20 protein-coding genes and 1 tRNA gene are annotated in these 23,410 nt (G+C 58.8%); 12 read left to right on the forward strand and 9 right to left on the reverse strand.

Annotated elements, in window-relative coordinates; translation table 11 throughout:
* Positions 1-293 precede the first annotated feature (293 nt).
* Positions 294-383: transfer RNA gene (locus tag Q7U39_18495), tRNA-Ser, on the forward strand.
* A 69-nt stretch (positions 384-452) separates the two neighbouring features.
* Here the strand turns inward: Q7U39_18495 and Q7U39_18500 are convergent.
* Entirely contained in the window at positions 453-1,976 is a 1,524-nt protein-coding gene (locus Q7U39_18500; GenBank protein ID MDO9119951.1) for a DUF2779 domain-containing protein, read from the reverse strand.
* Between the two features lie 71 nt (positions 1,977-2,047).
* On the opposite strand from Q7U39_18500, the gene Q7U39_18505 reads away from it, so the two are divergent.
* Positions 2,048-3,388 carry an MATE family efflux transporter gene (locus Q7U39_18505; GenBank protein MDO9119952.1) on the forward strand — a complete coding sequence of 447 codons (1,341 nt, stop codon included), beginning with the start codon at positions 2,048-2,050 and terminating at the stop codon, positions 3,386-3,388.
* Positions 3,389-3,414: 26 nt separating this feature from the next.
* On the opposite strand, the gene Q7U39_18510 is transcribed toward Q7U39_18505, so the two are convergent.
* Positions 3,415-4,767, reverse strand: coding sequence for a 2-dehydropantoate 2-reductase (locus Q7U39_18510; protein ID MDO9119953.1), 1,353 nt, complete (start codon positions 4,765-4,767; stop codon positions 3,415-3,417).
* A 65-nt stretch (positions 4,768-4,832) separates the two neighbouring features.
* On the opposite strand from Q7U39_18510, the gene Q7U39_18515 reads away from it, so the two are divergent.
* The gene (locus Q7U39_18515; GenBank protein ID MDO9119954.1) at positions 4,833-5,567 is read left to right on the forward strand and encodes an NAD-dependent deacylase; all 735 of its coding nucleotides are present in this window, start codon (positions 4,833-4,835) and stop codon (positions 5,565-5,567) included.
* Here the strand turns inward: Q7U39_18515 and Q7U39_18520 are convergent.
* The gene (locus tag Q7U39_18520; protein ID MDO9119955.1) at positions 5,550-6,266 is read right to left on the reverse strand and encodes an HAD-IA family hydrolase; all 717 of its coding nucleotides are present in this window, start codon (positions 6,264-6,266) and stop codon (positions 5,550-5,552) included. The two genes, Q7U39_18515 and Q7U39_18520, sit on opposite strands and share 18 nt — an antisense overlap.
* Positions 6,267-6,425: 159 nt before the next feature.
* Here Q7U39_18520 and Q7U39_18525 point away from each other — a divergent pair, with 159 nt between their 5' ends.
* From Q7U39_18525 to Q7U39_18565, 9 genes are all read left to right on the forward strand, one after another.
* The gene (locus Q7U39_18525; protein MDO9119956.1) at positions 6,426-7,553 is read left to right on the forward strand and encodes a response regulator; all 1,128 of its coding nucleotides are present in this window, start codon (positions 6,426-6,428) and stop codon (positions 7,551-7,553) included.
* A gap of 289 nt (positions 7,554-7,842) precedes the next feature.
* Complete coding sequence (locus Q7U39_18530) at positions 7,843-10,608, forward strand: valine--tRNA ligase (GenBank protein MDO9119957.1); 2,766 nt, start codon at positions 7,843-7,845, stop codon at positions 10,606-10,608.
* A gap of 3 nt (positions 10,609-10,611) precedes the next feature.
* Positions 10,612-11,493, forward strand: a complete 882-nt coding sequence (gene nadC, locus Q7U39_18535; GenBank protein ID MDO9119958.1) for a carboxylating nicotinate-nucleotide diphosphorylase — start codon at positions 10,612-10,614, stop codon at positions 11,491-11,493.
* Positions 11,494-11,496: 3 nt separating this feature from the next.
* Positions 11,497-12,336: a biotin--[acetyl-CoA-carboxylase] ligase gene (locus Q7U39_18540; protein MDO9119959.1), complete on the forward strand. Its 840-nt coding sequence runs from the start codon at positions 11,497-11,499 to the stop codon at positions 12,334-12,336.
* A 34-nt stretch (positions 12,337-12,370) separates the two neighbouring features.
* Positions 12,371-13,159: a type III pantothenate kinase gene (locus tag Q7U39_18545; GenBank protein MDO9119960.1), complete on the forward strand. Its 789-nt coding sequence runs from the start codon at positions 12,371-12,373 to the stop codon at positions 13,157-13,159.
* 98 nt (positions 13,160-13,257) lie between these two features.
* Complete coding sequence (gene grpE, locus Q7U39_18550) at positions 13,258-13,812, forward strand: nucleotide exchange factor GrpE (GenBank protein ID MDO9119961.1); 555 nt, start codon at positions 13,258-13,260, stop codon at positions 13,810-13,812.
* Between the two features lie 66 nt (positions 13,813-13,878).
* Complete coding sequence (dnaK, locus tag Q7U39_18555; protein MDO9119962.1) at positions 13,879-15,795, forward strand: molecular chaperone DnaK; 1,917 nt, start codon at positions 13,879-13,881, stop codon at positions 15,793-15,795.
* Positions 15,796-15,877: 82 nt separating this feature from the next.
* Positions 15,878-16,990 (forward strand): molecular chaperone DnaJ, encoded by a 1,113-nt coding sequence (gene dnaJ / locus Q7U39_18560; GenBank protein MDO9119963.1) that lies wholly within the window; start codon positions 15,878-15,880, stop codon positions 16,988-16,990.
* Between the two features lie 39 nt (positions 16,991-17,029).
* Positions 17,030-17,770, forward strand: coding sequence for a 16S rRNA (uracil(1498)-N(3))-methyltransferase (locus Q7U39_18565; protein MDO9119964.1), 741 nt, complete (start codon positions 17,030-17,032; stop codon positions 17,768-17,770).
* On the opposite strand, the gene Q7U39_18570 is transcribed toward Q7U39_18565, so the two are convergent.
* From Q7U39_18570 to deoC, 6 genes are all read right to left on the reverse strand, one after another.
* Positions 17,727-18,713, reverse strand: coding sequence for a YCF48-related protein (locus Q7U39_18570; GenBank protein MDO9119965.1), 987 nt, complete (start codon positions 18,711-18,713; stop codon positions 17,727-17,729). The genes Q7U39_18565 and Q7U39_18570 overlap by 44 nt on opposite strands.
* 66 nt (positions 18,714-18,779) lie before the next feature.
* A complete protein-coding gene (locus tag Q7U39_18575; protein ID MDO9119966.1) occupies positions 18,780-20,483 on the reverse strand; it encodes an IPT/TIG domain-containing protein in 1,704 nt (567 codons plus the stop codon).
* Positions 20,484-20,684: 201 nt separating this feature from the next.
* Positions 20,685-21,146 (reverse strand): RidA family protein, encoded by a 462-nt coding sequence (locus Q7U39_18580; GenBank protein ID MDO9119967.1) that lies wholly within the window; start codon positions 21,144-21,146, stop codon positions 20,685-20,687.
* Between the two features lie 20 nt (positions 21,147-21,166).
* Complete coding sequence (locus Q7U39_18585) at positions 21,167-22,324, reverse strand: phosphopentomutase (protein MDO9119968.1); 1,158 nt, start codon at positions 22,322-22,324, stop codon at positions 21,167-21,169.
* A gap of 79 nt (positions 22,325-22,403) precedes the next feature.
* On the reverse strand, positions 22,404-22,718 hold the full coding sequence (locus Q7U39_18590; GenBank protein MDO9119969.1) for a PilZ domain-containing protein: 315 nt from the start codon (positions 22,716-22,718) through the stop codon (positions 22,404-22,406).
* Positions 22,719-22,728: 10 nt separating this feature from the next.
* Positions 22,729-23,400 (reverse strand): deoxyribose-phosphate aldolase, encoded by a 672-nt coding sequence (deoC, locus tag Q7U39_18595; GenBank protein MDO9119970.1) that lies wholly within the window; start codon positions 23,398-23,400, stop codon positions 22,729-22,731.
* Between the last annotated feature and the right edge of the window lie 10 nt (positions 23,401-23,410).

Raw genomic sequence — 23,410 nt, forward strand, 5'->3', positions numbered from 1 at the left:
TTCTACCGCTACGGAAGGATAATACGGACCGCTGCATTCCAGAAGAGATTTCCTGTTCTGCGCACAAAACAGGCCCAGGAGACTTCACGCAACGTCATGATTCAGTGGAACAATTCATCCTACTTGGAGATTCCCAAGGCACCGTGATTCTTACCCCAATGATTTCGTGGTTAGATCGTCCACGATGAGAGAAAACTCATTGAAATATCATGCCTCTCACTGTAAGCTCCCCCCATAGCTTGATCGGTCAGGGGCGCGCGTCTTTCGGTGCCTCCCAATTCAGCACGTTGCCAGGAGAGGTGCCAGAGTGGCCGAATGGACTCGCCTCGAAAGCGGGCGTCCTCGCAAGGGGACCGTGGGTTCAAATCCCACCCTCTCCGCCAAACCGCACTTCGTGCGACCCGCCCGCTCGATATCGTCTTAGCGCTATTGACGCGGGCGGATAAACACCTTCATATTTTCTTCACCTTCTCTCCCAAGACCCTCCGCAATTCGACCATCGCGAGCGTGTCGCGCTTGCAGTAGGCTAACAGTGCTTCCTGAATCCTGGCCCGCTCGATCCAGTCGCTCTCGACAAACACCATCTTGTAGTACTCCGATGCCGCCTGCCCGCCTTCACGAATGTTGAGATCGTCATAGCGCAACGAAGGCACCAGTGTCGGCAGCACCTCCTTCAGCGAGTACGATCCGCCGAACTCCGGATGGTAGTAATGCTCTTTGACAATCGGGTGCAGATCCCAAATCCGTTTCACCAACGCCTTGAGCGCTGTTCGTAGTTCAGGGAGAAACTCCGCCAGGTGCTCGATCACAGATTTCTCATACGGGGAATAGACACAAATACTCCCCGTGCCTCCCAGGGAATCCAGAAGGGATTCGGCCAATGACTTCCGGGGATCAGTCCCTTCTGCGTGGAGGAATTCGTGATGCACGAGTTCGCCGGAAGCCTGCTCGATATGATTCGACCATTGCACCGGCAGCGCTTGATAGGGGCGCGTGCCGGCAAAGCGAGGCACGGCCAGCATGACGGTCTCAAAATCCAGGTGATGGACGGGAAACCGCACGGTCTTGAGCGCGGCTTCCAGCTTCTCGGACACCCACTCCACGTTGTCTTTGACCTTGCGCTGAACGGCCGAAAGCTTCGTGCCATCCGGAATCTCATCGATGGTCACGATGCCCTGCTCGGCGAGTTGACTGGTGATCTGCTTGGCGCCAGGCAGGTGAAAGATCCACCGTGCAGGCTTCTGACTCGTGCAATGAGCCCAGAAGGGACATTCATACGGGGCAAAACAATGGCGATCCGGTTCAATCACAGGGATGGCCGGTGACAGTAACATGGTCTTCATCGCGGCTATCCGCTCCGGCACAGTCACTTGCCGCTCCAAGACAATTGAGGAGAGTTCATCGATCGCGAACAGCTCGTTCAACTCGACCTCGCCGCCGGCATAGGTATAGGCGGTATTGATGCGCATAAGATGACAGCTGACGATGTTGAGGCCTGCCCCCACGAGCACGTGGCGCTGCAGCGCCAGATCGTCCAGGTGCACATCCTTCACCTTGGTGGATGACTTGACCTCGATCAATCGCCACCCCGCCAAAGCTTCGTCTTCGCCTCGTACCCGCTCCAGAATATCCACGCGAACGAGTACGCCATCGGCCATGATCGCTGCTTCATAAATCGCCGGGACAGACTCATCCGCCATCAGCGCGGAGGTTTGGGTGAGCGCCGCCTCGGTCTGTCGATACCCGGCTGTTACGAGACGGCCGCCGGGGAACCGGCGGCGCGCCAGCTCACCGACTTCCGTCCCCATATCCAGGATCGCCTGCGTCCCCGCGTCAGGCGGAGTTGCAAGATAGGGCCGATGGATATCGAGATACAGGCGCTTATGACATTGGAGGCCGGAGATATATTTGGATTTCGATAAGCGCGGCGTTTTCTGCACGCCGTCTTGCGGAAGATCTGTGGCTTGTTCAGTCATCGTGTGACCCTAACGAACGATGACGTATTTGTCTAGCTGGACATCGCCTCAGTTCTGTAGGATAGGCGCCCATGGGTTCCCGCATCGCCGACATCCGCAAATCTGTGCTCACCCTGGCCCTGCCGGTCACTGTCAGTAGTCTCCTTCAACGAACCGAAGGAATCGTCGCGGTCTTTCTGGTAGGGGGACTCGGTGCGACGCCCATTGCCGCCGTCGGATTGGGGCAACTCCTGGCGTTCATCGCCACGACGCTGGTCTCAGGCCTCTCGGTAGGCTCCAACGTGATCATTGCCCAGCTGTGGGGAGCCAGACGACATCGGGACGCCGGAGAAGCCGCCCGCCACTTTCTCGGGATTTCCATTGCAGTCTCACTCGCGCTGGCGGCACTGGGGATGACGCTGAACCGGTTCGCGATGGAGGGGCTGGGAGCTGAATCCGGCGTCATTGCGCTGGCGATTCCCTACTCCACGATCATCTTTCTGGTGATCCCCTTCACCGTGCTGCTTCAGGTATTGTCCTCAATCCTACAGGGCACCGGCGACACTCGCACGCCAATGTATGCCATGATCCTGGTCAATCTGCTGCACATCGGTATCGCCTACCCTCTCGTCTACGGATACTGGGGCCTGCCCGCACTCGGCGTCAAAGGAGCCGCGATTGCCGTGGGAATCGCCGAAGCCATCGGCGTTGCCTTCCTCTGGTGGCGCAGTCGCCCTGTTTTGAAATCGTCCGCACACCTCCGACTCGATCTCATCCGAACCATGTGGCATGTCGGCGCACCGGTTTCTGGCGAACGGATCGTGCAGCAAGCGGGCATCCTCATCTATACGAAACTGGTGCTGCTGTACGGCACCGTGTCCTATGCCGCCCATCAGGTGGGCCTCTCGATCGAGTCGCTGTCGTTTTTGCCGGGCTATGGATTTGCCATCGCCGCCGCCACCATGGTCGGCCAGAGCATCGGAGCCGGGAAATACACCAGAGCGAAACTGGAAAACTGGGAAGCCAATCGCCTGGCCATCGTCATCATGGCCAGCATGGGCGTCGTATTCTTCTTCTTTCCCTATCTGCTCCTGCGCGCCTTCACCACCGACGAAGCAGTCATCGAACTCGGTACGGTGTTCCTGAAGATCGTCGCCCTTCTACAGATCCCCCTCGCGCTCACGATGGTCATCGCCGGGTCGCTGCGCGGCGCCGGAGACACCCGATTCATCATGGGCGCAACAATGGTGGGCATGTGGGGCGTGCGTGTCCCGATGGCATTGATCATCGCCCTCTGGCTCCATCTCTCGGTGTTCTATGTCTGGCTGGCGATGATCGCGGACTGGACCGTGAGAATGGCGTTACTGCTCTGGCGTTACCGATCGGAGCGGTGGAAAGCGATTCGGGTCATCAAGACAGCGCGCATAGCATGAGCTGACACACTCTCAGATTCCCCGCTCTAGCAATTCGTTCGCTCTTCAGCCGGAGGTCTCGTATCCTTTCCGCTGCCCACTCGCACTTCGATCCGACCCACGCCTTTCACATTGGCGCAGAGATCGCCGAGCCCCGGTGTAATCAGACGATAGGGCCCGCCCTTTCCATCGGGCAATGGCTCGCCGTTGAGCTCGTAAAGCAGGACGCCAAAATCTTTGGCCTGTTGGAGCGTGAGCGTAGCCGCATACTTTCCGTCAATTGAATGAAACGTCACATGATCGGCCTCGATCGCCAGTGCCGGCACATCGAGCAAGCCCTTCACCTTGATCGCCTTCCCCGTCATACCCGGCATGACGGCGCTGACGTCTGCCACATGATGCTCCGCCGGAAGTTGCCGGAGGGCCGCATAATCAAGTGAGACCGGCTGCACCACCGCCCCGTCGATTCGCACGACTCCAGAACCCTTCTTGCCCTGCTCAGTGATCGTCTTGATCATCGCCGTCATCGCCTCGTTCACGGGAGTCGGAATGCCCAATTCTCGCCCTTTCTGCACAATGTACCCGTTCAAATAGGCGATCTCGGTCTGCCGTCCCGCTTTCCAATCGTCGTACATCGACGTGTGAATATCCCGGATCTCCTGCGTGGCTTTGACGACCCGCTCCGCCATATCCGCCGGCAACGGCACCTTGACCGCCGCTGAGACCGCGGCGACTTCATCGACGATCTGATGGATCACCCGCAGCATTTCCGGATGATCCAAAGCCTTGGCCACCTTGTCGTCGATCAGCACCGTGATCGGATTGAAGACGCAGTTCCAGCACATCTTCTCCCACTTGCTCCGGCGGATATCTTTCGAGAGATGACAGGGAATACCGGCAGCCGTGAAAAGCTCCTTGATCTTGAGCACGCGCTCGCTCTCATGCCCCATCAATTCGCCGATCGCCACCGCACCCTTTTTATAGTGATCGATCACCCCGGGCTCGGCAATTTTCGAATAGATGAAGGCCACGCCGCCGACGACGCAGTCACGCGAGGTGCGTGCGATGATCCGGTCTTCGGTATCGATGCCGTTCTGCAAGGTCAGGATGACGGTCTTCTCCGTCAACACCGGTTCGATCTGCGCCATGACCTCATCAAGGTCGAACGCCTTCACACCGAGAATAACCAAGTCAGGCTGGGGCAATTCCCTGGGATCCGCCGCGGCCTGCGGATGGACCGTGAACGTCCCGCTCGCACTGCGGATCGTCAACCCGCTCTGCTTCACCGCTGCCAAGGTCTTCGGCCTGAGGAGAAACGACACGTGAGGATTGTTCTTGGCGAGATGCGCGCCGAAAAATCCGCCCACTGACCCGGCACCGACGACTAGAATGTTCTTCATGTTCACTCCCTTATTTACGGACAGCGTACTATAGCAGGCGACCGAACTAGGATAAAATAGTGCGCATGAGTTCCACCCCGCTGCATGAGGCGCAATCCCGCCTCGCATCCGCACAAGCCATCACGATCTTGACCGGGGCCGGTGTCTCCGCCGACAGCGGCGTGCCGACATTTCGCGGAATCGACGGACTATGGCGCAATTTTCGAGCGGAAGAACTAGCGACACCGGACGCGTTTGAGCGAGACCCCAGGCTGGTATGGGAATGGTACAACTGGCGGCGGGAATTAATTGCCACGAAACGACCCAACGACGCTCACGTCGCCATCGCATCATTGGAATCGCGCCGCCTCGATTTCTGGCTCATCACTCAAAATGTAGATGGCCTCCACAGGCAGGCCGGATCCACCCAGCTCTCGGAAATTCACGGCAACATCTGGATGGTCCGTTGCACGGGATGTGGTGCGGCGACAGAGAACCACCAGGTACCGCTACCGCTCCTGCCCCATTGTGGACCGTGCGGAGGGCTCTTGCGTCCTCACATCGTCTGGTTTGGTGAATCCTTACATGAGGACGATCTTGCCCGCTGCGCACAACACCTACAGGCCTGTGATGTGCTGCTCGTAATCGGCACTTCCGGCGTGGTCTATCCGGCAGCCGGGTTTGCCTCGATTGCAAAGGACGCCGGAGCCACGGTCATTGAAGTGAATCTCGACCAGACTCCCCAATCAGACCTGGTAGATATTTCCTTGCGCGGCCGCGCGAAGGAGCTCGTCCCGCTTTTACTACAGGCGGGCAAGTAGCGGTTGAAGTTGCTCAAGAGACCGAATGCGATTAATCCCCGGTGCGATTTCGGCCTCTGACCGGTCGATCAGTACGCTCGTGAGCCCGGCTTTCGTCGCGCCTTCCACGTCTTCCTTCAGACTGTCCCCGACATGGACTGCATCTTCGGGATCGACGGCGTGCTTCTCCAGCGCCAGGTGGAATATTTTAGGAGCGGGCTTCGCCGCCTGGGACAAACTGGAAATCGTGATGGTGTCGAAATACTGCGCAATGCCCAGCCCCCGCAACACGGGAAAGAGTCGCGAATCGAAGTTTGAGATAATCCCCAGCTCCAATCCCTGTGCCTTGAGCTGACGCAGCACCGCTTCCGTCTCAGGGTAGAGCTTCCACGTTTTCGGATCCTCGAAGACCTGAAAGACTTCTTCGAAGAATTCGTCGAATCCCTCAAACATCCCCACCCGATAGAACACATTATGGACGATATCAAACCACCAGAGCCGCTCGCTTTGCTTGAGGGCTGCCGGCTCTGTCAGCGCAAACACAGGAGGCGACGCGTCCTTGAACGCCCGGCTAAAGGCTTGGGTGATAGACACGAGCGATGTCGGTGTCTGCCGAAACCCGTGACGTACGGCGTACTCCAAATAGATCTCGGCGACCGATCCGTTGATGCGAAATAAGGTCTGGGCTGCGTCGAAAAAAATGACTTGGTACGAGGCCATCACAACCGTCCCCTCTCAGTCCCACCATGTGTCAGAAAACGTGCCGGATTGTAAGGCGCTGATAACGTAGAGTCAAAACGAGACAGGATCCCCCGTTTTCTTGACAAAGAATACCCCCCCTGCTAGCTTCGTAATACTTCAATACAATTGGAGAGTTAGGTGTCATCTTCTATTTTCATCGTCGATAGCAGTCCGGCCGTCAGGCGTATGGTTGAGCAAATCTCGACCCCTGAAGGATTTGACGTCGTCGGATTTCAAGATGGTCCCGCAGCCCTCGAAGCGGCCCGGCGCATCAGTCCCGCGTTGATTATTGCCGACTACCACCTCGACAACATCACCTTCTCCGGTTTCTGCAAAGAAGTGAACAAACTCGACAACTTGAGCGAGACCTACCTGATCTCGCTGGTCAATCCAGCCGATCGCCCGGATGAAAGTCTCCTTCGCACACTCGGCGTGAAAGCCTTCTTGAATAAGCCGTTTCAATCAGAAGACCTTCTCGACGTCATCAAGACCCTGCAGCAGAAAGCGCAACCGCAGCAGAATGGCAATCGCCTCAAGCGTCGCGTCTGGCCGCCGGACTCCACATCAACCGATACAGACGATGACAACGCGGTGATGGACCAATTGGACGTCACCGATGAGCAGGAGGATCTCACCATGGACCAGCCGCCGGAATCTACGACCGCCACGAAAGCCGCGCCAGCCGCCGCCGGCCCTGAAGAGGCCATGAAAGGTCTTTTCGGACAGCTGTTGGAGTCCATGACCGAACGGACGGAAAAGCGGATCGCCGATTTGCTCCCGCAAGCGATTGAAAAAGAACTCACGGCCCGTATTCACTCGGCCGTGAAAAAGGAACTGGACGGACAACTGGGGGAAATTCTCTCACAGGAGCAGCTGACGACGATCGTCCACCCCCTGTTGATGCAGGAGCTTCCTTCGTTCATCAAGCAGGAAATGGCTGCCAGCGAAGTCCTGATCCGTCAGGCCGTGTCCGATATCGCCACTCCCGTGATCAAAGACGTGCTGGACCAATCAGTCCGCGAACTGGCCGAAGCCAGCGTACGCAAACAACTCCCTGAGGTAGTACGGGAACACCTGGGATCAATCGATCTGCTGGTCAAAGAAGAAATCAGGCAGGCGACTCTCAAACATGCCCCGCTCATCGCCGACGATATTGTCCGAGCGACCGCGGAGCAGACCGTCGAACAGGCAGTGCAACGAATCGTTCCTGAACTCGCAGAACAACACATTAAGGCCGAACTCACCCGCCTTACGGCAGCGGAGTAGGCCCCAGGCCTACCCCGCCTTAGCTCTTCTTTCCGGTCCGCTTCCCCTTTTGGCGTGCTTTCACGAGCGCTTTCACACGCGTGACATTCTTGCGGTGCTTCTTGCGGGTCTTCCGATCTTTCTCGCGTCCTCGCGGCATGATGACTCCCTCTAATGCTGAAAATGAATCGTTGGCTGCGGGCGATTGTATAACACAAGCCAGGCGCAGCCACAAGCTAAGCGACCGACCGTTCCCCGCCATCGGCAGACATGCTAAGATGCGCGCTCATTTTTTCACGAAGGACGGGCCATGGCCTCACAACTCGATAAGACCTATGAACCCAAAGCCGTCGAAGACCGCTGGCACCAGGAATGGATCCGTCGCGGCTACTTCCAGGCCTCGCCGCAAAACCCCGGGGCACCCTATTGCATTGTTATTCCTCCGCCGAACGTGACCGGTTCACTGCACGTCGGCCATGCGCTCAACCATTCCTTACAAGACATCTTAATTCGTTGGCGGCGGATGCAAGGTCGGAACACCCTTTGGCTGCCCGGCACCGATCACGCCGGTATCGCCACACAGAACGTCGTCGAAAAACAGCTGATGGCCGAAGGAGCCTCGCGAGAGTCGCTGGGTCGCGAGCGGTTTGTCGAACGCGTCTGGCAATGGAAAGCCACGTCCGGGAATCAGATCGTCAGCCAGCAAAAGCAGCTCGGCGAATCCTGCGACTGGGATCGTCTGCGGTTCACCATGGACGAAGGATTGTCGAAGGCGGTTCTGGAGGTCTTCGTCCGGCTGTACGAAGACAAGCTGATCTATCGGGGCGAGCGGTTGATCAACTGGTGTCCCCGCTGCCTGACGGCACTCTCCGACATTGAAGTAGAACACGAGGATATCAAGGGCAAGCTCTACTCCATCGAATATGCGTTGGCTGAAAATCCCGACATCCGTCTGACGGTTGCCACCACGCGACCGGAAACGTTGCTCGGCGATACGGCCGTGGCCGTCCATCCGGAAGATCCGCGCTATAACCACTTAATCGGCAAACAGATCCGGCTGCCGCTCACCACGCGCACCATCCCTATTGTCGGCGATCCGATCCTCGTCGATCGCGAGTTCGGAACCGGCGCGGTCAAGATTACCCCGGCGCATGACTTTAACGACTACGAAGCCGGAGAGCGCCATCAGCTGCCACGGCTCGCTATTCTGGATCATCAAGCGCTGCTCGATCCCGCCGGCATGCGGAAAGCCGGAGCCGAACCTGCCGTGATCGAAATGCTGCAGGGGCTTCCCGTGATCAAAGCCCGGCCGAAAGTGGAAGCGGTCCTCCGCGAGCGCGGCATCCTTGCTAAAGTCGACGACCACAAGATGGCCGTGGGAAAATGCTATCGCTGCAAAACCGTCGTCGAGCCCTACCTGTCGCCCCAGTGGTTCGTCGACATTAAGCCGCTTGCAGAGCCGGCCATCAAAGCCGTGGAAGACGGACGCATCCGTATCATCCCCGAAGGCTGGACCAACAACTATCTCGGTTGGATGCGTGACATTAAAGATTGGTGTATCTCCCGGCAAATCTGGTGGGGCCATCAAATCCCCGCCTGGTACTGTCTGGCCTGTAACTCCAAGCACATCGTCACGACGACTCATACCTCGCCTTCCGGAACCCCTGTCACCAGGACGACTATTCTGCAGGGCGCGACACCGATCGTCGGGAAATCTGCCCCAAGCACCTGCCCCACATGCACAGGACAGGAGTTTCTACGCGACCCCGATGTTCTTGACACCTGGTTCTCCTCCGGCCTCTGGCCGTTCTCCACGCTTGGATGGCCGGAACAGACTCCGGATCTCAAGGCCTACTATCCGACGGCCACCCTGGTGACCGGTCTGGATATTCTGTTCTTTTGGGTTGCGCGCATGATCATGCTGGGCTTGAAGTTCATGGGCGATGTCCCGTTCCGCGACGTCTACATCCATGCCCTCGTCCGCGACGCCGAAGGACAGAAGATGAGCAAGTCCAAAGGCAATGTGATCGATCCATTGCACGTCATGGAGCAGTTCGGTACGGACGCCTTGCGCTTCACCCTCGCCTCCATGGCCTCTCCCGGTCGCGACATCAAGCTGGCGGAAGAACGCATCGAAGGCTATCGCAACTTCGCCAACAAGATTTGGAATGCCGCTCGTTTTGCCCACATGTATCTCGACGGAGCGAAGGAGGCCCGACCGCCGAAAAATCGCTCCTTTCCCGACCGATGGATTCTCACCCGTTTGAACGACACCATCCGTGTCGTTGACCAGGAACTGGAGGCCTATCGATTCGATCGAGCCGCCAGTGCGCTCTATCAATTCTTCTGGCACGAATACTGTGACTGGTATCTCGAGCTGATCAAGCCGGTCCTCCAGGACCCCACGCACCCTGAAGGCCCTTCCACCCGTCACACGTTGTCGGAAACGCTGGAAGTCTGGCTGCGACTCTTGCATCCCTTTATGCCGTTCCTCTCGGAGGAGATCTGGCAAACATTGCCACACCAGGGCGAGACGATTGTGCTGCAGGCCTACCCGACGCCGCGGGATGAGTGGCATGATGACGCAGCCGATGAGGCCTTCCATCTCCTCGAACGCAGCATCGGCTTGCTGCGGACCGCACGCGTCTTGCTCAACTATCCGCCCGGCAAGCCAATCAATTTCTTTGTGATGCATGATGACCGGGAGACCGTCTCCAAGCTGCAGACACTGAAGACCGACCTCGCCCATCTCGGAAAAGGATCGTTGACACTGACACCCAACACCGAATGGCCGACGACCCAGATTCTTCGGCTCGTGACCGAAGGGCTGACCGTAGGGATTACCGTCGAGGGCGACGTCGATCTCAAGAAAGCGCTCGATCGACTCCTCAAGCAGATCGCCGAAGCCGAGAAAGAAGGGCAGCGAATCGAGGGCAAGCTGAAGAGCGCGGACTTCGTGGCCAATGCCCCGCCCGCGGTCATTACGGAGCATCAAGAGCGGGTGCGCAGCCTCACCCGTGATCGCGCCATGCTGATGAGCAGCGAACAACAACTCCGTGCCATGCTGGGAGCCTGATCGATGATCCAACTTCCCGCCGCCGATATCCGCCGGTCCGTGCGCGCCGGACTCGAAGAAGACCTCGGAGAAGGCGACCTCACCACCACGGCCCTGTTCTCCAAACCGGTCCCGGCTCAGGCCTCGATCATCGCCCAGCAACCGATGGTGGTGGCCGGACTCGCGGCGGCCGTACAGACCTTCCTGATGGTCGACCCTTCGCTCCGGCTCACGACGCATTCCCATGACGGCGACCGCATCCCCACCGGCGCGGCGCTCCTCGACATTGAAGGGGACGGCCGTTCGATTCTCCAGGCGGAACGGGTCGCGTTGAACTTTCTCCAACATCTGTCTGGAATCGCGACGCTCACAAACACGTTCTGCCACGCCGTCCGCCACACCCCCGCTCGAATTCTCGATACCCGGAAAACTCTGCCAGGCTGGAGATCATTACAGAAATGGGCGGTCGCATTAGGGGGCGGCACCAACCATCGTTTCTCGCTCGGCGATGGCCTGCTGATTAAAGACAACCATCTCGCATTGCTCCAGAAAGGCACACAAGGTGTCCGTACAGCCTGCCGACTGGCCCAACGGGACGCCGCCCGCACGGTCCCGCTGATCGTAGAGGTGGAATCGTTGGCGGAGGTTCGCCAAGCCGTCGCCGGAAAAGCCGACATCATTCTCCTCGACAATATGACCCCGGCGATGGTCAAACAAGCTGTTGCCCTGATCCGGCGGCGGGCCATCGTGGAAGTGTCCGGCGGCATTACGCTCAAGAACGTGCGGGCCATGGCGCAGGCCGGCGCGGATCGCATTTCGATCGGCGCCCTCACACATTCGGCCCCTGCCGCCAACATGAGTCTGGAACTGACGCCGGTCCGCCGTCCACGGCGGCGGCGGAAATAAGCCGTGTCCGCCTCCTCTTCTCCTCTCACACTCGACGACATTCGCAGCACTCTTGCGACCAAACGATTGGGCCAGCAGCTGCACATTCACCAAACCCTAGCCTCGACAAATTCAGAGGCCATGTCGCTCGCACAGGATGGCGCGAAGGACGGCACCGTCGTGATTGCAGAGGCTCAATCGGCCGGACGGGGCCGTCATGCGCGAACATGGTTCTCCCCGCCGGGATTGAACCTCTCCTGTTCGATCATCGTCCGCGGTCTGGGCCGAGGACTTTCCCTGGCGGACTGGCTCTCATGGGTTCCCTTGACGACGGCACTGGCGGTGGCCGAGGCCGTGCAAACCGTCGCCGCCACATCAGTCGCGCTGAAATGGCCGAACGACCTCCTCTTGGACGAACGGAAAGTCGGCGGTATTCTCTGTGAAAGCTCGCTGGCTATCCCAGACAACCCCATCGTGGTCATCGGAATCGGACTGAACGTGAATGTCCCGGGCGAGATGTTTCCCGACGAATTGCGCCCGATCGCGACGTCACTGCTCGAATCCTCACACCGGCTCATTGACCGGAACAGGCTGCTTGCGCAGCTCCTCCTGGACTTGGAACAGAGCCTCGATGAGTTGCGTGACCATGGCCCATCCCGGTTACTGCAGGCCTACACACGTCGTTGCGCGACCCTCGGCCGACAGGTTCGTGTGGTCCTTGGGGCCAATGAAGAACTCCTCGGAACCGCCGTCGCCATCACCGCCGACGGGACATTGCAAGTTAAACCCTCCGCAACCGCTGCTGGTATGGACAAGGCTCTCGTCGAGGTCCGGGCGGGCGATGTGATTCACGTCCGAAGCTAGCGAAACCGCCAAGACACGAAGTACAATAGGCAGCATGTTACTCGTCATCGATATCGGCAATACCAACGTCGTGTGGGGCATCTTTGAAGGCTCGACGCTGGTGGCCCATTGGCGGTTGGCGACGGATCCGAAGACCACGGCTGATGAGTATGGGGTGCTCTGCCTAAACCTCCTGGCCCGAAGCGGACGCACTCCTCAACAGGTCACAGACGCCATCATCTCCAGTGTCGTGCCGGCCCTCACCGGCACCTTTGACGCCATGGTCGAAACCTACTTTCACCGCACGCCTCTGGTGGTGTCGTCGGAGATGGATGTCGGCCTCACGCTCAAGTATGCCAACCCCAAAGAAATCGGCAGCGACCGCATCGTGAATGCCGCCGCGGCCTATCATAAGTACAAAACCGACCTCATCATCGTAGATTTCGGCACAGCCACGACCTTCTGCGCCGTCACTCAGACCGGGGAATATCTCGGCGGGGTCATCGCCCCGGGTGTCGGCATCTCGGCTGAGGCACTCTTTGCCCGGGCCGCCAAGCTCAGCAAGGTCGAACTCGCCCGTCCCAAAGCCGTCATCGGCACCGATACCGCCAGCAGCATTCAGGCCGGTCTGCTCTTCGGATATGCCGGACTCGTCGATGCGCTCGTCCGGCGTATGGAACAGGAACTCGGGCGGACATGCCTGGTCATCGCAACGGGAGGTCTGGCCTCGGTCATCGCTCCGGAGACGACCTCCATTAAACGCATCGAGCCGTTGCTGACCCTTGAAGGCCTGGAACTCCTCTACCGCCGGGCTCGCGGAACCTCATCCTCAACGTGGGCCTAGCCGTCACGGTATCCCCATCATTTTTCTCAGAAATTTCTTTCCTCCCCTGTTGACTTCCACTTCCTTATGGATATCTGCACCCCTGTAGAGGAAGAATAATGAGCGACGATCAAGACAACACCAATACAATTGACAACTTAGAGAACGGAAGCACCACCGATCCAGGTCAGGACGGCGGGATGCAGGCCGTCCTTGCCGCCAAAGAAGACGAGTGTAAAGCGCTGAACGAAAAGTACCTGCGCCTCGCGGCCGAGTTCGAGAACTATAAGCGCCTGGCCCAACGAGACCAGCGTGAGCAGATCAAGTTCGGAAACGAACAGCTCTTGAAAGAACTCCTCCCGGTCGTCGACAACATGGAACGAGCCATTAAGGCGGCCCATGACAAGGGAAGCAGTGCGGCCTTAGTCCAGGGTGTGGATCTCACCTTAAAACAGTTGACCGGCGCCCTTGGCAAATTCGGCGTACAAGCCGTTGAGAGCGTGGGGAAGCCGTTTGACCCGGGATCCCATCAGGCCGTCTCTCAAGTGCCATCGGACCAGGTTCCCAGCGATCACGTCCTCGACGAATTTCAAAAAGGCTATCGTCTGCACGACAGAATTCTCCGCGCAGCGATGGTCAGTGTGTCATCTGGTCCGGCAGAGGCCGATAGTTAGCCTCCGGGAACGAACAAACCATCGGGTTTATTTAGACGCAGATATCGGGAAGGAAGGAGTTTACTCATGGGCAAAGTTATCGGCATCGACCTCGGCACCACCAACTCATGCGTCGCGATTATGAGCGGCGGCGATCCAGTCGTCATCGCCAACGCAGAAGGCGCACGTACCACCCCGTCCATCGTCGGCATCACCGAGAAGGCGGAGCGGCTCGTCGGCCAGATCGCCAAGCGCCAGGCCATCACCAACCCGGAAAATACGATTTTCTCCGTCAAGCGCCTCATGGGCCGCAAGTTCAAGAGCCGCGAAGTCCAGGAAGCGATGAAGCGGCTCCCCTACAAAGTCGTGGAAGCCGATAACGGCGACGCGCATGTCGTCATCCGCGGCAAATCCTACAGCCCGCCGGAAGTCTCCGCGATGATTTTGCAGAAGATGCGGCAGACGGCGGAAGACTATCTTGGAGAAAAGGTCACGGAAGCGGTCGTAACCGTCCCGGCCTATTTCGACGACAGCCAGCGCCAGGCGACCAAGGATGCGGGTCAGATCGCGGGGCTGAACGTCTTGCGTATCATCAACGAACCGACGGCCGCATCGTTGGCCTATGGCCTCGATAAAAAGAAAGACGAGCGGATCGCCGTCTACGATCTCGGCGGCGGAACCTTCGACGTCTCCGTCCTCGAAATTGGCGAAGGCGTCTTCGAAGTCAAGTCCACCAACGGCGATACCTATCTCGGCGGCGACGACTTCGATCAGCGCGTCATGGATTGGCTCGTCGACGAATTCAAGAAAGATCAGGGCATCGACCTCAAGAAAGACCGGATGGCCTTGCAGCGGCTGAAGGAAGCCGCCGAGCGCGCCAAGATCGAGCTATCGTCTTCACCGGAGACGGAAATCAATCTGCCGTTCATCACGGCCGATGCCAGCGGCCCCAAGCACATGGTCATCAAGTTGACCCGGGCGAAACTGGAGCAGCTGGTCGACGACCTGATCCAGCGCACCATCGAACCCTGCCGCAAGGCTTTATCCGATGCCGGCGTCTCCGCCAAGGATATTCAGGAAGTCGTGCTGGTCGGCGGGATGACCCGCATGCCGAAGGTCATACAAGTTGTGAAGGAGTTCTTCGGAAAGGAACCCCATCGCGGCGTGAATCCTGACGAAGTCGTCGCCATCGGCGCCGGCGTCCAGGGTGGCGTGCTCAAGGGTGAAGTGAAGGATGTCCTGTTGCTGGACGTCACCCCACTCTCCCTGGGCATTGAAACATTGGGCGGCGTCTTCACGAAGCTCATTGAACGCAACACCACTGTCCCGACCAAGAAGAGCCAGGTCTTCTCGACCGCGGCCGACAACCAGACCGCCGTCACCATTCGCGTCTTCCAAGGCGAACGGGAAATGGCGAACGATAACAAACTGCTCGGCCAGTTCGACCTGGTCGGTATTCCGCCCGCACCACGCGGAATGCCGCAAGTCGAGGTGACCTTCGATATCGATGCGAACGGCATCGTGCACGTCTCGGCGAAGGATCTGGCGACGCAGAAAGAGCAGTCGATCAAGATCACGGCTTCCAGCGGCCTCAGCAAGGAAGAAGTCGAAAAGCTCGTCAAGGACGCTGCCTCCCATACCGAAGACGACAAGAAGCGGCGCAAGCTGGCCGAAGCCAAGAACCAGGCCGATAACCTGATCTATCAGACCGAGAAAAATCTGACAGAGTACGGCGACAAGGTCGATGCGGAAGAAAAGACCAAGATTCAGGATGCCGTGGCGGCGCTGAAGACGGCCCTCGAAGGGACCGAACCGGACGCCATCGAATCAGCCACCCAGACCCTCATGACCGCCTCGCATAAGCTGGCGGAAGAGATGTATAAGAAAGCCGCAGCGACCGCCGCACCGGGATCGGGAGCCGATGCGTCAGCCTCGGCTGAGACCAAGACCGATGAAAAAGTCGTGGATGCGGAATTCGAAGAAGTAGACAAAGAGAAGAAGTAGTTTACAATAACGTCAGAAGTGACCGAGTTTCCTCACGGAGGGAACTCGGTCTTTCTCTGCTTTTCACCCGGTACGAACTCCTGTGTCAAAACGCGACTATTACGACATTCTCGGTGTTGAGAAAACCTCTTCCGACGAAGAGCTGAAGAAGGCCTATCGCAAGATGGCTCGTCAGCACCACCCCGACCTGCACCCGGGCGACGCCCAGAAGAAAGACGCCGAAGCCAAATTTAAAGAAATCAACGAAGCCTACGAAACGCTGAGCGACCAGGAAAAGCGCAAACGCTACGACATGTTCGGACATGCCGGCGGCCAGCAGGGACAGGGCTTCGACGGGTTCAACGCAGGCGGCGGATTCGGCGACGTCTTCAACGACATTTTCGAAGACTTCTTCGGCGGCCAACGCGGCGGCGGTCGCGCTGAGCGCGGGAACGACCTGCAATACAACCTCGAGCTCACCTTCGAGGAAGCCGTCTACGGAAAAGAAGCCAAGCTCAAGATTCCGCGTTGGGAGACCTGCGGCGAGTGCAAAGGGACCGGCGCAAAATCGGCGGCCTCCATCAAGACCTGCCCCAGCTGCAAAGGGGCCGGCCAGCTCCGCTTCCAGCAGGGATTCTTCAGCGTCAGCCGCCCCTGCGGCCAGTGCGAGGGAGCCGGACAAATTATCACAGAGCCTTGCGGGACCTGCCAAGGCCGCCAGCGAGTCTATCGGGAACGCACAATCGCCGTTCACATTCCCGCCGGGATTGAAACCGGCATGCGTTTACGCCTCACCAATGAGGGCGAGCATGGCGCAAACAGCGGCCCCCCTGGCGATCTCTATGTCGCCGTCACCGTCAAGCCCCATCCGGTCTTCCAGCGCAAAGGCGTCGATATTCTCTGTGATGTACCGATCAACTTCATCACGGCCACGCTCGGTGGAAAGATCGAAGTCCCGACACTGAAGGGCAATACCGTCATCAAGATTCCAGCCGGCACACAATACGACAAAGTGATGCGCCTCAAAGGACTCGGAATCCCCAGCCTCAAGGGTGGGCAAACCGGGGACCAGCTCTACGCCATCAAAGTCCAAATTCCCACGAAGCTCACGGCTCGACAGAAAGAACTGCTGACCGAGTTTGCCAAAGAGAGCGGCATGGTCATGGAAGCCGACGGCGACGGCTTCTTCGATAAGATGAAGACCTTCTTCGAATAGCGCCGACGCACTCGGTTCGTTCGACCGATTGAGCTCTCCATGCCTGTGTTTTTTCTTCCCCCCGACGCCATCACGACGCCCACTATTACCGTGCCCCCGTCGCTCCAGACGCATTTGCGGGACAGCCTTCGGCTGGAGCTCGGCGAACAGATCTGGGTCTGCGACGGACAGGGCACTCGCTACCTGATGGAACTCACGCGCGTCACCAAGCAAGAGCTGACCGGACACATTCTCAGCACCAGCCAGGAACCGGTACGTACCGCTCCCCGCCTGCGCCTTGCCCAAGCGCTGCTCAAGGGTGAAAAGATGGATTGGGTGATTCAGAAAGCCACGGAGCTGGGTGTGAGTGAAATCATCCCGCTCCAGAGCCGGCACACCATCGTGCTACTCAGGCCCGAGCGCCTCGACGCGCAGCTTGCCCGCTGGCAACGCATCGCGCTGGAAGCCGCCCAACAATCTGAACAGTGGCACCTGCCTGTCATCGCCCAACCCCAGACTCTGACGGCATGCCTGGCTAGCCACTCTGCTCCGGCACTCTCGCTCATCCTGACCGAGCGGCGGGAAGGACAGAGCTTACACAGTGTCGACCTTCCAGAAGGCGACAACGAGTCTGTCTTGATACTGATCGGACCGGAAGGGGGATGGTCGAAAGATGAGGTGACGCAGGCTGAACAGGCCGGCTCCACACTGATGACGCTCGGACCACACATTCTGCGGGCCGAGACCGCTGCCATTGTTACCGTAGGGATTCTACAGAGCCGCGTGGGAGCCCTGGGTTAGCAGCGGGCCTTACTGACCCGGCCTGCAGATGCACCACCGTCCCGTTCTCCCCGCTCGCCCAACCGTGGGAAGCATCGGAAAAGGTCAGACCAAACAACGAGACCGGCGCAATGGGCGTGCCGTCACTCCACGAATAACCCGCGTCCGTTGTGCGATACATCATGCCCCGCTCGCCGACAATCCATCCGTCTTGAGGACTGGTGAAGCGGACCTTTAGCAGATCAATCACCTTGGTGCAGGTCTTCCCGCAAGGCAACGTGCGATCCACCCACTTGGCGCCGCCGTCGTTCGTTTGAAAAAGCGCGCCGGCATTGCCGACCGCCCACCCGGTCGATTCGTCGGTAAAGAAGACATCGAAGAGTGTCACCGCCCCCTGCGAGACCTGCGGCACCCAGGTACGGCCACCGTCGCGGGTCGCTAAGACGGTACCGAGCGCACCCACCGCCGTCCCTCGTTGGGCATCGAGAAACTGCACGGCGTACAGCGCCGCACTCGTCCCACTCGCCTGTTCAACCCAGTGGGCGCCGCCATCGGTCGTATGGAGAATCGTGCCCCCGCCGCCAACCACCCATCCGTGGGTCGCCGTAGGAAAATGAACCCCGTACAGCGGTTGCTGTGTTTCCAGCGGACGCCCAGTCCAGGTCTCTCCCCCGTTAACCGACTGCCTGAGCGTTCCAACCGCTCCGGTGACCCATCCGGTTTTCTGATCGATAAAGTAGAGACTCGTCAGCAACACCGACGTCCCGCTTACCTGCTTCTTCCATTTCTTCCCGCCGTCAGTCGTGCTGAACAGCGCGCCGCCGGACCCGACCGCCCAACCGAGCTTGGCATCCTTGAACTGCACAGCCATCAGCGTCATTGGCGTGTTGGTCTTCTGGAGAGTCGCAAGCACGGAAGGCTCCGCACTCAGGGCTAATCCCGGCATGAACAGAACAACCGACATGCAGACACAAAGGACGGTCCTCATCACACCTCGGTAACTTCCCACAACCATTCCCCTGTTCTCCATTTATTGGTTCGTGCTGGCATCGGGGCGGTTATTCTCCCAATAGCCTTTGTCGGGCAGCCCCTTCGCCTCGATCGTAAACGGCCCTGCCTCAGCAGTCACCCATTGTTTTGGAGCGCAGCACGTGCCGTCAGGCAAGAGATCCCAGGACCCTCTCCGTACGACCAAGGGTCCAGTCGAAAGGTCATCGTAAAAGGCGCCGCGTTTGCCAATTCCATACAAATTTCGATGGGGCACCATGACGACAATCTCCGTATCCGTCCAGGATTGGACCAGGGCTGCCGCGCCATTGAACAGCACTTCCGTCCGCGACACATTGGACACGACCGTGTCCCCGGATTCCACCTCATTGATTTCTATGTCCAATCGGCGCTTGTAGGCCTTCTGACTCAAACGCAGATCCGTATGCTCCGCGGTCTTGAGAAAGTTGCCAAACCCTCTCCCCTTGATCGTCACCAGCGCATCAAGGCCGGCTGACTTCGGAGTATAGGATTCGACCACCGGCGTCACCAGTGTAAACATACCCGCGTCCGTGACCAGTTCCCCTCGTTCCAGACAGCATGTGCCGTCCGCTTTCGGCTTGTTGGCACTGCGGTAAATCCGCACGAGACCGCTCTTTGCGCTGAACGGAACCCAGACGTCGATCCGGTCATTATTCCACCGGTAAATCACCGCCGGCACTCCGCCGATTTCAACTCGGTTGTCGCCCTTATTGAAGTCCCTAAAGTTGTAAGGCGTCTCGCCACTTTCCGAATAAAAGCCGAAATGCTCTCCGTTGATCCTCAGCAAAGTCCCGATCGGAGCACTGGCCGGAGAAATCGCGACTGCCTTTGGGGTATGCACCGTAAAATTTCCCAGGGTCCGCTGGCGGCCCTTCTGCTTCAACACCATTGGTCCCGACTCCGCATCGATCGGGACATGGGCCACAATGACATCGTCCTTCCATTGAGCGATCGTCGCAGGATGGTTCCCGATCATAAGCACATCATCCGCGCCCTTGGCTCCGAACCCTTGGCTGAACAGTACCACTTTAGTTCCGACCGGACCTTCCAGTGGATCAACATTCACACTGGGCACCAGAGCGAGCGGCAATGCGTTGCTCGTGAGATACTCCACCGGAGCGCAGCAAGACCCGTCCACCTGAGGATCGGACGACGCCAGCCGCACCACGACGTCTCCGGATGCGGCATTCGCCGGAATCTCGACTTCAATCTTATCGTCCTTCCATCGTCGGGGACGCACCACCACGCCACCGATCACCACTTCGTTCACACCGAACATTGTATTCGGATCACGCCCGCCGGCAGTCACCCCGAAATGCTCACCGGTAATGGTCACCATAGTCCCGCGCTCTGCCTCGGTGGGGGTGATGGACGCAATGCGCGGCGTTACGACGGTGAAGGTCCCGGCGGAGAGTTTCTTCTTCCCGATCATCATCTCGACCGGACCGGTCGTCGCCTTGAACGGCACCTTCACCTCGACTAGGTCGGACTCCCAGCGCTGAATCAGCGCCGGCACTCCGGCAAACGTGACTTTATTGAACTGGACGGATTTGAACGCGCCCAGCCCCTTGCCGCTCACGACCACGGTCGCGCCGGGGGTTGCAGTTCGCGGGGAAATCTCAATCGGGGCCTGCCCGGCAAAAGAAGACATAGGAAGCGACACCGCAAGAATGGTCAGTGCAAAACAAACTCGTCGAAATGTCATGACAGCTCTCCTCATGGCCTACGCAATAATTGCCCGCGCATCAGGTCATCGCCGACTCGGCATGTTTCGAAGGAACCTCCCTGCACGTGGCACGAGAACCCCACGCACCGGAGTCAGGAGGGAGCCACCGGGGTACAACGTGAAGCGAGGGACGAGAGGACTATAGCAAGCGATTTTTTCGAGTGTCAAGGCAGGGATGGGCTACGCCGTCACCTGCACGATCAATTCGATTTCGATTGGGGCTTGGCGGGGGAGTTCGGCGGCGCCGACAGCCACGCGGGCGTGCTTGCCGGCTTCGCCGAAGATTTGCACAAGGAGATCGGAGGCCCCGTTGAGGACCTGGGGTTGATCGGTAAAGCCTGGAGCTGAGGCGATGTGCCCGACCATCTTCACGATGCGTTTCACCTTATCGAGAGAGCCTACTTCACTGCGCACGATCGCCAATGCATTCAATGCCGCGACCTTCGCCGCTTCCATCCCCTGCTCGATCGTGATGCCCTGCCCGAGCTTGCCAGTACAGATGAGTTGCCCATCGCGCGACGGCAACACACCGGAGAGAAACAGGAGATCGCCGGCACGCACGACCGGCACATAGTTCGCCACGGGTTTGGGAGCCATGGGCAACTCAATATGGAGCGCTTTCAGCTTGGCATCAAATGACATGATCGACATCCTTCTCTTGCTTATCCTGCGCGAAGGGCTTCAAAGAAACTCTCTCCGTCAGGTAACCGCTCTGCCTGCAACGCTTCGACGATGGTTTGGCCAAGATCGGCGGCTGAGGCTCGCACACCCAGACTCACGCCTTGAGACAACTTCGGGCCGGTCACCAACAGAGGCACATATTCCCTTGTGGGCACCTTGGCCGGCCTGGTGAGATCCCGCCCATGATCGCCGGTGATCACCACGACATCGCCCACGCGCAACTTCTCAAACAAATCCGGCAACCGGCGGTCGAAATCTTCCAGCGCCGTTGCCGCCGTCGCCGGCTCATCCGTCAGCAAATCGAGGCTCGCGTAAAGCAGCCCGCGCGGCATCTTGGCGATCAGTTTAGTGGTTTCTTCGAGAGCCGCCATCGCGGTGACGGCGGGAAATGCCCGCGTCAATCCGCGTCCTGCAAAGAGGTCGTGCACCTTGCCGATGCCCATGACAATCTGGCCCGAGCGGTTCAGCACATCCAGCATGCTCACGGCCGGCGGCTCAGCGACATAATCTTTGCGGCCGCCACTGAGTTGAAACGCGCCGGCTTCACCCGAGAAGGAATGGGCAACGATTCGCTGCGGTCCCAACACCCCTTTGAAGGCTTTACGAATATCCCGACAGCACAGGTAGAAGTCCGCGGCCGGCATGGCCGAGGTATGCATCGCCACATGGCAGGTCCACCCCCCGTCGGTCCAGACGATGGGCGCGCCGCTGGAGAGATGCTCCGCGCCATATTCATCGATAAGCGATTGGGCATAGCCGAGACGATTGCCGATAACTTTCCGTCCAAAGCTTTGCTCGAGTTGTTGAATGACATCGAACGGAAAGGCCGAGCGGAAGGGAGAGGCTGAGCGCGCTTGGATCACCCCGCCGGTTTCCCAGTAACCGACAACCGAATCGGCCCCCTGCGAAACGAAGCCCATCTTCCCGAACGAGCCATTCGGTTGCGCCATGGCTCGCACACCGGGGATCTTCGCAAGATGACCGAACCCCAGTGTTTCCAGATTCGGGAGACTCAGCCCGCCGACCGCCTCCGCCACATGAACGACCGTATTGGCGTCAGCATCGCCATAGTCCGCCGCATCGGGCAATGCCCCGACTCCAAACCCGTCGATGACCAGGAGGATGACTCGATTTATCATGTGCGCACTATAGCAAAAAGGACCGGAAGGACAAAGCTCATTCCATGTGTCGCTATGGAGACGAGTGAGGAGGGCCCCGCTACGCAGCCTGATCGAGAAGCAGATAGCGCCGGATATGTTTGCGCGCGGCCTGGCTGATGATCCGGAACTCCAGTCCGAATTCGTGGCGTGTCACCCACCGGACCCTGGCCAGATCGACCACGACCGAATCAGATGCTCCCGGAATGGTCAGAGAAGCCGAAGCATATCCTTCCTGTGGCACACTCACGTCACTTTCAATGGCACAGCCTTCTTCAGAAAGATTGTAGATGACACCAACCCCAGCCTCATCCTCGACGACAAAGGAGACTGGGCAATTCACTTGGAATCTCGGCTGACGGCGCAATTCCGGCATGGTACTCCTCCTATCGATTCCCCTGCACCTTCCACTCCTCTAGAATCTTCAAACTCGCACTCGTGCCGATTCGATCGGCCCCGGCTTCGAGCATCGCCAGCGTCGTCTTCCAGTCTCTGATCCCGCCGGAGGCTTTGACCTTCGCCTTTCCGGCCACCGTCTGCTTCATCAACCGGACATCTTCTACCGTAGCCCCGGCAGTCGAAAATCCCGTCGAGGTCTTCACATAATCGGCCCCGGCTTCGACCACCAGATGACAGGCGGTAATCTTCTCCTGCTGTGTCAGCAGGCAGGTCTCCAGAATCACTTTATGTTCGGCCGGCGGGGTGGCCTTCACCACTTCCGCAATATCCTGCCGGACATAGGCGTGATCGCCGGACTTCAGGCGGCTGACGTTGATCACCATATCCAAAATCCGCGCACCCCGAGCGACGGCTTCCGTCGCCTCCGCCACCTTCGACTTCGTGGTATGGCCCCCGAGCGGAAAGCCGATCGGAATGCCGACCCGCACGGCTGATCCTGCCGTGGCAGCCACTGCTTCATCGACGTAACAAGGCGGCACAAAGATGACGACGAAGCCCAGGTCCTTGGCCTCCTGACAAAGCCGCAACACATCGGCCTTGGTTGCTTCAGGACGCAAAACCGTATGATCGAGTAACGCGGGCAGATTCCATTGAGTCATGACAGCGGAC

Source organism: Nitrospira sp. (assembly GCA_030653545.1).
Classification (GTDB): domain Bacteria; phylum Nitrospirota; class Nitrospiria; order Nitrospirales; family Nitrospiraceae; genus Nitrospira_D.